At 67.8% G+C, this 11439-nt stretch carries 12 protein-coding genes; 8 read left to right on the plus strand and 4 right to left on the minus strand.

The genetic code is table 11. The annotated features are described in order from the left end of the window. Positions 1–209: 209 nt before the first annotated feature. Both AB0H42_RS04185 and AB0H42_RS04190 read left to right on the plus strand, forming a co-directional pair. Positions 210–1010, plus strand: coding sequence for an MspA family porin (locus tag AB0H42_RS04185; protein WP_357049491.1), 801 nt, complete (start codon positions 210–212; stop codon positions 1008–1010). 728 nt (positions 1011–1738) lie between these two features. Beyond that, positions 1739–2179, plus strand: a complete 441-nt coding sequence (locus AB0H42_RS04190) for an alpha-isopropylmalate synthase regulatory domain-containing protein (protein WP_357049494.1) — start codon at positions 1739–1741, stop codon at positions 2177–2179. Between the two features lie 87 nt (positions 2180–2266). On the opposite strand, the gene trxA is transcribed toward AB0H42_RS04190, so the two are convergent. Next, positions 2267–2650, minus strand: coding sequence for a thioredoxin (gene trxA / locus AB0H42_RS04195; RefSeq protein ID WP_357049496.1), 384 nt, complete (start codon positions 2648–2650; stop codon positions 2267–2269). Between the two features lie 122 nt (positions 2651–2772). After that, the gene (locus tag AB0H42_RS04200) at positions 2773–3306 is read right to left on the minus strand and encodes a 2'-5' RNA ligase family protein (RefSeq protein ID WP_357049499.1); all 534 of its coding nucleotides are present in this window, start codon (positions 3304–3306) and stop codon (positions 2773–2775) included. A 205-nt stretch (positions 3307–3511) separates the two neighbouring features. Here AB0H42_RS04200 and AB0H42_RS04205 point away from each other — a divergent pair, with 205 nt between their 5' ends. From AB0H42_RS04205 to AB0H42_RS04215, 3 genes are read left to right on the plus strand one after another with little or no spacing between them, the layout of a single operon-like run. Continuing rightward, the gene (locus tag AB0H42_RS04205) at positions 3512–4393 is read left to right on the plus strand and encodes an ABC transporter substrate-binding protein (protein WP_357049502.1); all 882 of its coding nucleotides are present in this window, start codon (positions 3512–3514) and stop codon (positions 4391–4393) included. After that, on the plus strand, positions 4390–5322 hold the full coding sequence (locus AB0H42_RS04210) for an amino acid ABC transporter permease (RefSeq protein ID WP_357049504.1): 933 nt from the start codon (positions 4390–4392) through the stop codon (positions 5320–5322). Before AB0H42_RS04205 ends, AB0H42_RS04210 begins: the two co-directional genes overlap by 4 nt. Beyond that, positions 5319–6089: an amino acid ABC transporter ATP-binding protein gene (locus AB0H42_RS04215; RefSeq protein ID WP_357049507.1), complete on the plus strand. Its 771-nt coding sequence runs from the start codon at positions 5319–5321 to the stop codon at positions 6087–6089. The genes AB0H42_RS04210 and AB0H42_RS04215 overlap by 4 nt, the downstream gene beginning before the upstream one ends. Positions 6090–6118: 29 nt before the next feature. On the opposite strand, the gene AB0H42_RS04220 is transcribed toward AB0H42_RS04215, so the two are convergent. Then, the gene (locus tag AB0H42_RS04220; RefSeq protein WP_357049510.1) at positions 6119–7204 is read right to left on the minus strand and encodes an isocitrate/isopropylmalate family dehydrogenase; all 1086 of its coding nucleotides are present in this window, start codon (positions 7202–7204) and stop codon (positions 6119–6121) included. 130 nt (positions 7205–7334) lie between these two features. On the opposite strand from AB0H42_RS04220, the gene AB0H42_RS04225 reads away from it, so the two are divergent. Continuing rightward, the gene (locus tag AB0H42_RS04225) at positions 7335–8219 is read left to right on the plus strand and encodes an SPFH domain-containing protein (protein WP_357049513.1); all 885 of its coding nucleotides are present in this window, start codon (positions 7335–7337) and stop codon (positions 8217–8219) included. Further along, positions 8219–8392 carry a hypothetical protein gene (locus tag AB0H42_RS04230; RefSeq protein WP_198165573.1) on the plus strand — a complete coding sequence of 58 codons (174 nt, stop codon included), beginning with the start codon at positions 8219–8221 and terminating at the stop codon, positions 8390–8392. The genes AB0H42_RS04225 and AB0H42_RS04230 overlap by 1 nt, the downstream gene beginning before the upstream one ends. Positions 8393–8531: 139 nt before the next feature. Here the strand turns inward: AB0H42_RS04230 and AB0H42_RS04235 are convergent, their stop codons facing one another. Beyond that, entirely contained in the window at positions 8532–9398 is an 867-nt protein-coding gene (locus AB0H42_RS04235; RefSeq protein WP_357049517.1) for a class I SAM-dependent methyltransferase, read from the minus strand. Positions 9399–9565: 167 nt separating this feature from the next. On the opposite strand from AB0H42_RS04235, the gene rpsA reads away from it, so the two are divergent. Continuing rightward, a complete protein-coding gene (gene rpsA / locus AB0H42_RS04240; protein ID WP_357049520.1) occupies positions 9566–11032 on the plus strand; it encodes a 30S ribosomal protein S1 in 1467 nt (488 codons plus the stop codon). Positions 11033–11439 lie beyond the last annotated feature (407 nt).

Here is an 11439-nt window from a genome sequence, read left to right on the forward strand (position 1 = left end):
GGCCTGTGCCCGGGACCGGGCACAGCTGTTTATGATGCTCCGCGAGTACTGCTTACCGATTCATCGGCGAATCTCGGGTGCGGTACGGATATTTGCTTCGGCGGTAATCGCCCCGGAAATCGGGTTCGCCTGCGCGATCCGGATTTCAGACAGTCGGCGGTGTCCGAGTTCGTGTGCATTTTCGATCCGAGCATGAGGACTGGAGCACGATGAACCACAAGTATTCATCCGTTGTGGCCACGCTCGCCGCGGTGATATCGGCCGTCACCGGCGCTGTCTCCACTGTCGATACCCCGGCGTGGGCAGCGCCGGGGGAAATCGATTCCGGTGGACTGCGCGTGGTGGCGTCCGCGAATTCCAGTACGTCCGAGCCGTCCGGTGACACGGCGATGGGGGTGCCCTTCGCACACACGGTCAAGGTATCCGGGGACTTCTCGGTCGCCGCCGACAGCGGCTCACCGCTGCGCGGCGGTGAAATCGTCGCCGGCTATCTGCTCGGCTGTGCCGTCGATATAGCCAACGGTATCTCGGTCGCCATCGCGCCGAGTATCGCTGTCGCCACCGAGGTCGCACCTGAGGTGGGTGTCGATTTCGGGGTCGATCTCGGCCTCGGGGCGGTCGAACCAGTCGAACCACCTATGGGCGATCCAAGCCACGAGGAGGGCGAGCCGCCTATGGTCGATCCCGGCCTCGACGTGCTGGCGCCACCCGAGGTCGGCGTCAGTGCTGGTGTGGGTGCTGCCCTGGCACAGGCCTTCGGTGTCGAGAACGGCCTCGCCGGCGAGCTCGCGGTCAACTTGGCGCCCGGCACGGTGACGACGGCCGTGATCGGCGCGGCGGAACTCGACGAGGAGTCGACCTTCCCGTACACCTTCGCGCACAGCAATACCCCGTTGCAGGTCAACGGCTGTTTGTCCCCGGCCTCGGCCATGCCGTTCGTCACCGTGCGTGCCGATACCACCGGTGGCACTGTGCAGACGACGGGTTACGGCACCTCGTTCATATTCTGAGCGGACCCGGTCACCGCGCCCACCGCCGGTGCCCTCGGGTGCTGCCCGATCTCGAAGCGCGGCCCGGGGTGCGGCGCGTCGAGTGATGAAGGTCACCTGCTGCCTGGCGGCCGTCGATCGCGGCCCGGCCGCGCGCCGCCCGGGCCGCATGCGATGACGGTGTGCGTGCCTGTTGTCCGGCACTGCGAGGGCCGGGTCGCAGGACTGCGGGGCGAACGGGGGATGCGGGGCCGGATCATGAAACGTCCGAATCCGCGTCGACAAGAGCCGGTTTGCGGTCGATGAGGCGCGGTGATGTCCGGCCCGGCGGGGCGGGGTCCCATTCGGCGTGGCTCGCTCGGGCTGCGTCGTCGGCGGCGTGGCGTCCGGTCGGTCACCGGCACCCGGCGGCGATTTTCGGGTTGCCTGCCGGTGACCAGGGAGAACAGTACTCGGCGGTAGGAGAAACGGCGAGCGAATATGGTTGCCATCTTCCCGGGGAGTCTTTATTCTCGACCCCGTGCAAATTTCTGCCGCCGGCCTGTGCGCCGCGCCGATGTTCGCAGATCGCGACGGTGCGGTGCTCCTCTCGCGTACCGCGGAGTCGGCTCGTCGGCTACTTGCCGTAGTAGTAACCCGCCGTAGCGGGGTCTGATTCGGACCGGCCCCCTCGCTGCGGGCCCCCCTTTTTTTCTGCTTTTGCTGGTCCCCCAAACCTGCCGACCATCTCTGGGAAGACCTACGTGCTCATGACCACTCTGACTCTGGAAAACGACGCCCTGACCACGGCCGCCCCGCGCAGCCTGCGTACCGAATGCGCGGAACTGACGGCCGATCAATTCCACGACCGCTACGGCGAATGCGCCGGCCCGATCCGGCTCGCGGGCTGGTCGTCCACCGGTGCGCGCGGCGGTGCCTTCACCGCGACCCTCGAATTCGCGGGCTGGTCCCGTTCGGTCGTGGCGGCGGGCAGCCCCATCGCCGCCATGACCTCGGCACTCTACGAAGCCGGCTACCCCGTCGAGATCTTGCGGTTCCATCAGCGTCGCACGGCGGCGGGCACCGCGACCTTCGTGCAATGTGAATCAGACGGTCGCCGCGGCTGGGGCGCTGCCCTCGCCGCCGACGGCGCGGAATCCTCGGTGCGGGCGATGATCGCCGGCGTGAACCGCCTGGGGGCGCTGCGCTAGCGGGCTACCGGCCGCTCCGTACGACAACGCGACGGCGGGCTCCACACCATCCCCGGAAAGTGTGGAGCCCGCCGTCGTTCGTCGATTCTATTCGGCTGCTTCGCCGTTGGTCGCCTGCTGCTCGGCGAGTTGCTTACGAACGTCGTCCATATCGAGTGCCTTCACCTGGGAGACCAGATCCTCGAGCGCCGCGGGCGGCAGCGCCCCGGGCTGCGCGAAGACGAGTACACCCTCACGGAATGCCATGATGGTCGGGATGGACTGGATATTGGCGGCCGCGGCCAGGCCCTGTTCGGCCTCGGTATCGACCTTGCCGTGCACGACATCGGGATGCTTCTCCGACGACGCATCGTAGGTCGGGGCGAAGCTGCGGCACGGTCCGCACCAGGAAGCCCAGAAATCGACGAGTACAACGTCGTTACCGGTGACTACGTCATCGAAGTTCTGCTGCGTCAGTGTCTGGGTGGCCATGACGTCCTCTCGTGGTCGGTTTCAGGCTGTAACGCCGGCCCCGGCCGCGGTGTTCCACGGCGGTGTCGTACGCCACCGGTCCCCACCCTACGGGGCGGGGTCCACCGTCGCTCCGGCTCTGGTCAGCCGTGTTCGGCGACCGACCAAGCCCGGCGCTGGTCGCCGTCCCAGCGCCGGATACCGACCACGGTCGCGGTGGTGTCCCGGTCGGCCGCGACGGCGGACACCGCGTCACCGATCCGCTGCGGGAGGACCCGCCGCGCCAGCGTGACATGCGGTGTCCACTGGTTGGGGCGCAGATTGGCCGGGACATCAGGGCACGGTTCGACCACCTGGTGGATGCGGCGATGCCAGGCCAGCAGTTGTTCGGACGGGACCACCGCCCGCACCAGGATCGGCCGCCGCGCCCCGAACACCAGCACGCCGCCGAGACGTACCGGGAAAGGCCGGAACGGTAACCGGTCGAGCTCCTGTTCGATCCGCGGCCAGATCTGCCGGGCCACCGCCACGGTGATGTGCGGCCGGTGATTTTCGATGTCTCCGTCGCGCCTGCCCTGTCCCAGCCCGGGCAGCCCCGCTTCGGCGAGCAGCTCCCACTGCCGCCGGATACGTTGTTCGGCCGCCTCGTCGAGCAGTAATTCCACCGACTGCACCATGATCTGCAGACGGTAGCGGGTCGGGCGCCGGCTGACGGGCGGTGGCTGTGCCGGGCGCAGCGCCCGGAGATCAATCTTGGGTTACTCGGGGTGTGCCGCGGGCCGCGGTCGCCTACTGTGCCTGACAAGGTCGACGAGCGGCCGAGGGCCCACGATTCTTCGCGAGCGGCAGGTGGTGGCGGTGGTAAATCGATCCGGTGCCCGGGTGCGACGCATACTCTGCGGGCTGGCCGGTATCGCGCTGCTGGCCGGGTGCGTGACCAATGTGGAGGACACCGGGCCGGTCCCGCCCAAGGTCGCGGTGCGCGCGGTGGACGCGCTGGCCGCGCGGGTGCCGGCCGATATCGCCGCTGCCGGGGAGTTGGTGGTCGGGGTCAATGTGCCGTATCAGCCGAACGAGTATCGCGACCGGCACGGCGCGATCGTCGGTTTCGATGTGGATCTGATGGACGCGGTCACCGCGGTGCTCGGTCTGCGGGCCCGCTATACCGAATCGGCGTTCGAGAAGATCATTCCCGCCGTCCAGGCCGGTACCTACGATGTCGGCATGTCCTCGATCACCGATTCGGTGGAACGGGAGAAGCAGGTCGATTTCGTCACCTATTTCAGCGCGGGGGTGCAGTGGGCGCAGCGCACCGGCCGGCACGTCGATCCCGCGAACGCCTGCGGTAAACGCGTCGCGGTTCAGGCGACAACGGTGGAGCACATCGAAGAGGTCCCGGCCAAGAGCGAAGCCTGTGTCGCGGCGGGCCGGGAGCCGATCATCATCGACGCGTTCGACGAGCAGAGCGCGGTGACCAATGCGCTGGTACTCGGCCAGGTCGACGCCATGTCCGCGGATTCCCCGGTCACCGCGTACGCGATCGAACAGACCGACGGCAAGATCGAAGCGGCCGGTCCGATATTCGACGCGGCGCCCTACGGGTGGGCCGTCGCGAAAGGGTCGCCGCTGGCACCGGTGCTGCGCGACGCGTTGCAGCACCTCATCGACACCGGGCAGTACCGGCAGATCACCGAGAACTGGGGTGTCCAGGAGGGCGCGCTGCGCACCTCCGTGATCAACGGCGCGAGGGAGTCGACGCGATGACCGCCGATCCGAGGGGGGCCGCCGGCGCGGCCGCCGCACCCGAACCCATCGCCGCGGTACCGTTGCGGCGGCCCGGCCGCTGGGTGGCCGCCGCGCTGATCCTGGCGCTCGGCGGGCTGTTCGTCTACGGCGCGGCCACCAATCCGGCGTACCGCTGGGATGTGTACTGGCAGTATCTGCGCGATACCCGGATCGCGGCGGGCGCGGTGGTCACCCTGGAGCTCACCGTGCTGGCGATGGTCATCGCCGTCGTACTCGGTACCACGCTGGCGGTGATGCGGCTGTCGCCGAACCCGGTGCTGCGGGCGAGCGCGTGGGTCTACCTGTGGGTGTTCCGCGGGACCCCGGTGTACGTGCAACTGGTCTTCTGGGGACTGGTCCCGTCGCTGTACCAGAACGTCGCGTTCGGTGTGCCCTTCGGCCCGCGCCTGTTCGAGGTCGATGTGCAGAGTCTGCAGGCGGGGTTCGCGTTCGCCGTGATCGGGCTGGGACTCAACGAGGCGGCGTACATGGCCGAGATCGTCCGGGCCGGTATCAACTCGGTCGGCGAAGGCCAGCGTGAGGCGTCCATCGCGCTTGGTATGTCCTGGTCGCAGACCATGCGGCGGACGGTGCTGCCGCAGGCCATGCGGGTGATCATCCCGCCGACCGGCAACGAACTCATCAGCATGCTGAAGACCACCGCGCTGGTCACCGCCATACCGCTCAGTACCGATCTGTTCGGCCGGGCCCGCGATATCTACGGGGTGAACTTCCTGCCCATCCCGCTGCTGCTGGTCACCGCCACCTGGTATCTGGCGATCACCAGCGTGCTGATGGTCGGCCAGTACTACCTGGAGAAATACTATTCGCGGGGCATATCCCGGCAACTGACCGCGAAACAGCTCCAGGAGCTGGCCGACGCGCGCGGAGAGGTACGGGCGAAATGAGTGCGACGGAACCGATGGTCCGCGCCGACCGGGTCTGCAAGAGTTTCGGGGCGCTACGGGTCCTCGAGGGCATCTCGCTGGACGTGCGGCACGGTCAGGTGCTGTGCCTGATCGGGCCCTCGGGCTCGGGAAAATCCACCTTTCTGCGGTGCATCAACCATCTGGAACAGATCGACGCGGGCCGGTTGTACGTGGACGGGGAACTGGTCGGCTACCGCGAAAAAGCCGGCAAGCTCTACGAGCTGCATCCGCGCGACGCGGCCCGTCAGCGGCGGGAGATCGGCATGGTCTTCCAGCATTTCAACCTGTTCCCGCATCGCACGGTGCTCGCCAACATCGTCGAGGCACCCATCCAGGTCAAGAAGACCCGCCGGGCCGACGCGGTGTCGCGGGCGAAGGAGCTGCTGGACCGGGTCGGGCTGGCCGACAAGGCGAACGCCTATCCGGCACAGCTGTCCGGCGGCCAGCAGCAACGGGTGGCGATCGCCCGGGCGCTGGCGATGGACCCGAAACTCATGTTGTTCGACGAGCCCACCTCCGCGCTGGACCCGGAGCTGGTCGGTGAAGTTCTCACGGTCATGCGCGAGCTCGCGGCCTCGGGTATGACGATGATCGTGGTGACCCACGAGATGGGTTTCGCGCGCGAGGTGGCCGACCAGTTGGTGTTCATGGACGGGGGAGTCGTGGTCGAGGCGGGGCCGCCCGGCGATCTGCTGACGAATCCGGCGCACGATCGCACCAAGGCGTTCCTGTCCCGGCTGCTGTAGTCGCCGTCCGCGCCGAGTGGCGGCCGCGCCTACCGGAAGTGGACCCGTGCGGTGACCTGTTCGGTGAATTCGCCGGTCGACGCCTGACCACCCAGATCGGCCGTGGCGATACCGGCGGCGAAGGTCGCCGCGACCGCGTGCTCGATCCGCTCCGCGGCCCCGGCGAGGACCGGCCGGCCGTGCCGATCGGCCAGCCAGCGCAGCAGCATGGCGGCGGACAGATGCAGGGCCACCGGATCGGCGCGGTTGTGTCCGGCCAGCTCGGGGGCGGCGCCGTGGACGGCCTGCGCCATCGCCCGGTCGGCCGAACAGTTCAGGGAGGCGGCCGTACCCAGCGATCCGCCGAGCTGTGCGGCCAGATCGGACAGGATGTCACCGAACAGGTTTTCGGTGACCAGGACATCGAAATCACCGGGGGCGCGGACCAGATGCGCGGCGGCCGCGTCGACGTGTTCGTCCGTCACCGTCACATCCGGGTACTCGCGTGCCACGGCATAGCAGGTGTCGCGGAACAACCCCATGGTCAGCGGCAGCACATTCGCTTTGTGCACGATGGTCACCCGCCCACGCCGGGTGGCGGCCAGCCGGAAGGCCTCGTGCGCGATCCGTTCGGACGCTGCCCGGGTCACCAGGCCGACCGACAGGGCGATATCCGGGGTGGGACAGAACTCCCCGGACCCGACCGCCATGTTCCGGTCGGCGTAGAGACCCTCGCTGTTCTCGCGGACGACCACCAGGTCGATATCCGGTGCGACCGCCACGACACCGGGAAACGCTCTGACGGGCCGGATGTTGGCGTGCAGACCGAAATGGCGCCGGATCGCACCGCCCGGCGCGATGCGGTGCTCCGGGGGATAGGAGGCATTGTCGTGCGGGCCGAGGATCCAGCCGTCGGTGTCGCGGAGGCCGGTCAGGGTGGCTTCCGGGAGTGCGGTGCCGAATTCGTCGATGGCCCGGCGGCCCATCGGCAACGGGACCCAGTCGACCGTGGCCGCGCCGGCGGCGGACAGTGCCTCGTCCACCACCCGCCGCGCCGAGCCCACCACCTCGGGCCCGATCCCGTCGCCCTCGATCACGCCGAGGCGTAGCCGCTCACCCTGTGCTGTCCGTTCCATTCGCACATGGTCGCAGGCAGTCGGCGATATCCGGCCGCGGGGCCGGGCGGCTCCTGATTCGTATCGTGCGCAACCGGTGCGTGAGCATCATGCTATCTTGGTGATATCACTTTGATAGAGGGAGGATGTCATGACATTCCGGAACGCCGCGCGGGTCAACGGGTTCGTCGTGCTCTTGATCTGGCTGGTACTCACCATTGCGCTGGCGGCGGTGGCGATAGCGGGATTCGCGGCATTCGCGCAGCATCAGAACGCTGCGGGACTGGCGGGGGCGATCGTCGCGTGCGTGCTGGGGGTGATCCTGCTGCTCGGCATCACCGGCCTGGCGGTGGTGAACCCCAACGAGGCCAAGGTCGTCCAGTTCTTCGGCCGCTATATCGGCTCGGTGAGCGAACCCGGATTCTTCTCGGTCCTGCCGCTGACCGATCGCCGCAGTATCTCGTTGCGGGTCCGGAACTTCGAGACCCAGAAACTGAAGGTCAACGACGCCGACGGTAATCCGGTGGAAATCGCGGCGGTGGTCGTCTACAAGGTGGTCGACAGTTTCAAGGCCGCCTTCGCCGTGGACGACTACGAGGAATACGTGGAAACCCAGTCCGAGGCCGCGGTCCGGCACCTGGCCACCACCCACCCCTACGACGCCCACGACGCCGACCGCACCAGCCTGCGCGACGGCGCCGAGGTCGCCGAGGAACTCACGGTGGAACTGCGCGACCGCACCGAGACCGCCGGCATCGAGGTGATCGAGGCACGGATCACCCACCTCGCGTACGCGCCGGAGATCGCGCAGGCGATGCTGGTCCGTCAGCAGGCGGCGCAGGTGGTGGCCGCTCGCACGCAGATCGTCGAGGGCGCGGTGGGCATGGTCGGACTGGCGCTGAACCGGCTCGCCGCCGAGGGCATGGTCGAACTGGACGAGGAACGCAAGGCCACCATGGTCTCCAACCTGCTGGTGGTGCTGTGCGGTGACCGGCCGACGCAGCCCGTGGTCAATGCGGGATCGCTGTACAACTGATGGCCGAACGCAAGAAGGTCCTGCTCCGGCTCGACCCCGCGGTCCACGACGCGATCGCCAAATGGGCGGCCGACGATCTGCGCAGCGTCAACGCGCAGATCGAGTTCGCCCTCCGGCGCGCGCTGGAGCAGGCCGGGCGTTCTCCGCGTCCGTCGCGCGGCGACGAATCCTGATCGGACCGGACTCCCGGCTCGCCCGTCCCACGGGCGAGCCGGGAGATTCTTGTGTCCGTCGCCACCGATGTATCCCGCGGCCGGGCCGCACTCTCGGCGCGCTCCACTCTGCGGTGGGAGGAGCGCTCGCCGGCGGGCCTTACGGCCGGTCGGGCTTATGACTCACGAATATCGCTGTCCCCGGGAACAATTGCCCGCGCAGCGGGCTCCATTGGCCCCATTCCCGGTCCAGCCATTCCGGCCACTCCGGTTCGACGATATCGTCGAGCACCAATCCGGCCCCGACTATTTCCCGGACCCGGTCACCGATGGTGCGATGGTGTTCGGCATAGGTGCACCGGCCCTCGCTGTCGATCTCGGTGTACGGGGTGCGGTCGAAATAGGGGATCACCGCTTCGAGGCCGTCCGGGCCGGGATCGTCGCGGAAGATCCACCGCATCGGATGGTTCACCGCGAATACCCAGCGCCCGCCCGGCCGCAGCACCCGGGCGACCTCCCGCATCACCAGGGCGGAGTCGGCGACGAAGGGGACCGCGCCGAAGGCCGAACAGGCCAGGTCGAAGGATTCGTCCGCGAACGGCAGGGCCTCGGCGCCCGCCTGCACCAGCGGCACCCGCGGTCCGCCCCGTGTCATGGCAGCAAGCCCCCGTGACAGCATTCCCCGCGAGATATCGAGTCCGACCGGGTGGGCGCCCTGGCCGGCCAGCCAGCGGGCGCACGGCGCCGACCCGCAGCCGACCTCGAGGATCCGTTGGCCGGTGATCTCGCCGAGGAACCGCATATCGCCTTCGTGCAGGCCTTCCGGGCACCAGACGAATTCGCCGCCGACACTGTCGGCACCGAGGAAATCCCCGTGCGTATCGTGGTACTGGCCGGCGTCGGCGTCCCACCAGCGCCGGTTCGCGCGTTCGCTTTCGGCCGAGCCGATCCGCAGGCGTGCCGCACCCGCGGTGCCCAGCAGTTCGGTGGCCTGAGCGTGGCGATCTTGAACGAGGTCGTCGGACACGATTCGAAGCCTATAGATTCGCTCCGGGGGGTCGTTTGCCCGCCCGGTTCCGGGTCGCGTACGCTGAACGCGCAAGTGATCACACCTGGAGCCGCTGGGTGTATCGCAGCGTACCGAAAGTCTCAATGTCCGCAACCGATCACAATCCGTCCGGAGCAAACCGCCACATGCCCACCACCGTCACCTCGCCGCAGGTAGCCGTTAACGACATCGGCTCCGCCGAGGATTTCCTCGCCGCCATCGACGCCACGATCAAGTACTTCAACGACGGCGATATCGTCGAAGGAACCATCGTCAAAGTCGACCGCGACGAGGTCCTGCTCGACATCGGTTACAAGACCGAAGGCGTCATTCCGTCTCGCGAGCTCTCCATCAAACACGATGTCGACCCGAACGAGGTCGTTTCCGTGGGCGATGAGGTGGAGGCTCTTGTCCTCACCAAGGAGGACAAAGAGGGTCGCCTGATCCTGTCCAAGAAGCGGGCTCAGTACGAGCGCGCCTGGGGCACGATCGAGGAGCTCAAGGAGAAGGACGAGGCCGTCCGCGGCACCGTGATCGAGGTCGTCAAGGGCGGTCTGATCCTGGATATCGGTCTGCGCGGCTTCCTGCCCGCCTCGCTGGTCGAGATGCGCCGGGTCCGTGATCTGCAGCCGTACGTCGGCAAGGAGATCGAGGCCAAGATCATCGAGCTGGACAAGAACCGCAACAACGTGGTCCTGTCCCGCCGCGCCTGGCTGGAGCAGACCCAGTCCGAGGTGCGCAGCGAATTCCTGCACCAGCTGCAGAAGGGCCAGGTCCGCAAGGGTGTGGTCTCCTCCATCGTCAACTTCGGCGCCTTCGTCGATCTCGGTGGTGTCGACGGTCTGGTGCACGTCTCCGAGCTCTCCTGGAAGCACATCGATCACCCGTCCGAGGTGGTCGAGGTGGGCAACGAGGTCACCGTCGAGGTGCTCGACGTCGACCTGGACCGCGAGCGCGTCTCGCTGTCGCTGAAGGCCACCCAGGAAGATCCGTGGCGGCAGTTCGCTCGCACCCACGCCATCGGCCAGATCGTGCCCGGCAAGGTCACCAAGCTGGTGCCGTTCGGTGCGTTCGTGCGCGTCGAAGAGGGCATCGAGGGCCTGGTGCACATCTCCGAGTTGGCCGAGCGCCACGTCGAGGTCCCGGACCAGGTCGTGGTCGTGGGCGACGACGCCATGGTCAAGGTCATCGATATCGATCTGGAGCGTCGCCGGATCTCGCTGAGCCTCAAGCAGGCCAACGAGGACTACAACGCCGAGTTCGATCCGTCGAAGTACGGCATGGCCGACAGCTACGACGAGCAGGGCAACTACATCTTCCCCGAGGGCTTCGATCCCGAGACCAACGAATGGCTCGAGGGCTTCGACAAGCAGCGCGAAGAGTGGGAAGGCCGCTACGCCGAGGCGGAGCGCCGGCACAAGATGCACACCGCGCAGATGGAGAAGATGGCGGCCGACGCCGCGGCCGAGGCCGCGGGCGGCGGCGGTTCGTCGAACTACTCCTCCGAGAGCGGCGCGCAGTCCAGCACCAGCCAGCCGGAGTCGGGCGGCGGTTCGCTCGCCAGCGACGCCCAGCTCGCGGCACTGCGGGAGAAGCTGTCCGGTAACGCCTGAGGCGACTACCGCTAGCGGATAGCCGAACGTAGAAAGACCCCGGCCCCAACAAGGGGACCGGGTCTTTCGCGTGATAGAGACAGTGGGGGTGGCGCCGATATCAGCGGACACCCCGGACGTCCCATGCGACCGCAGCTTCCGCAGCCGCCGCTCCACGCCGACCGGCGACATCATGTGCCCGCCCGCATCCGCATAGCGCACCCGGGACCGGCTCGACGACGCCACTTCTCCCCTCACGTACGGTGCCGCCACCGGAACACAGACGGCGCACCCCGGCGCCGAGTCTTCAGAGGCCCACAACGGGTCGAGGCCCGTCCCGCCGTTCAGCCCTCGAAGTGCATGCGGCGCCGCGGCCACGGCCTGGCTCATGAAGAACATGGATTCGAGATTCTGGTGGAACAGCGCCC

This window comes from Nocardia sp. NPDC050799 (assembly GCF_040654015.1).
Classification (GTDB): domain Bacteria; phylum Actinomycetota; class Actinomycetes; order Mycobacteriales; family Mycobacteriaceae; genus Nocardia.

Bases quoted from the DNA above. Each gene is read 5' to 3' on its own strand.
- AB0H42_RS04200 (WP_357049499.1), bottom strand. From the start codon at position 3,306: ATGGTGCAGTCGGTGGAATTACTGCTCGACGAGGCGGCCGAACAACGT.
- AB0H42_RS04185 (WP_357049491.1), top strand. From the start codon at position 210: ATGAACCACAAGTATTCATCCGTTGTGGCCACGCTCGCCGCGGTGATA.
- AB0H42_RS04220 (WP_357049510.1), bottom strand. From the start codon at position 7,204: ATGGAACGGACAGCACAGGGTGAGCGGCTACGCCTCGGCGTGATCGAG.
- AB0H42_RS04210 (WP_357049504.1), top strand. From the start codon at position 4,390: ATGACCGCCGATCCGAGGGGGGCCGCCGGCGCGGCCGCCGCACCCGAA.
- rpsA (WP_357049520.1), top strand. From the start codon at position 9,566: ATGCCCACCACCGTCACCTCGCCGCAGGTAGCCGTTAACGACATCGGC.
- AB0H42_RS04190 (WP_357049494.1), top strand. From the start codon at position 1,739: ATGACCACTCTGACTCTGGAAAACGACGCCCTGACCACGGCCGCCCCG.
- trxA (WP_357049496.1), bottom strand. From the start codon at position 2,650: ATGGCCACCCAGACACTGACGCAGCAGAACTTCGATGACGTAGTCACC.
- AB0H42_RS04225 (WP_357049513.1), top strand. From the start codon at position 7,335: ATGACATTCCGGAACGCCGCGCGGGTCAACGGGTTCGTCGTGCTCTTG.
- AB0H42_RS04215 (WP_357049507.1), top strand. From the start codon at position 5,319: ATGAGTGCGACGGAACCGATGGTCCGCGCCGACCGGGTCTGCAAGAGT.
- AB0H42_RS04230 (WP_198165573.1), top strand. From the start codon at position 8,219: ATGGCCGAACGCAAGAAGGTCCTGCTCCGGCTCGACCCCGCGGTCCAC.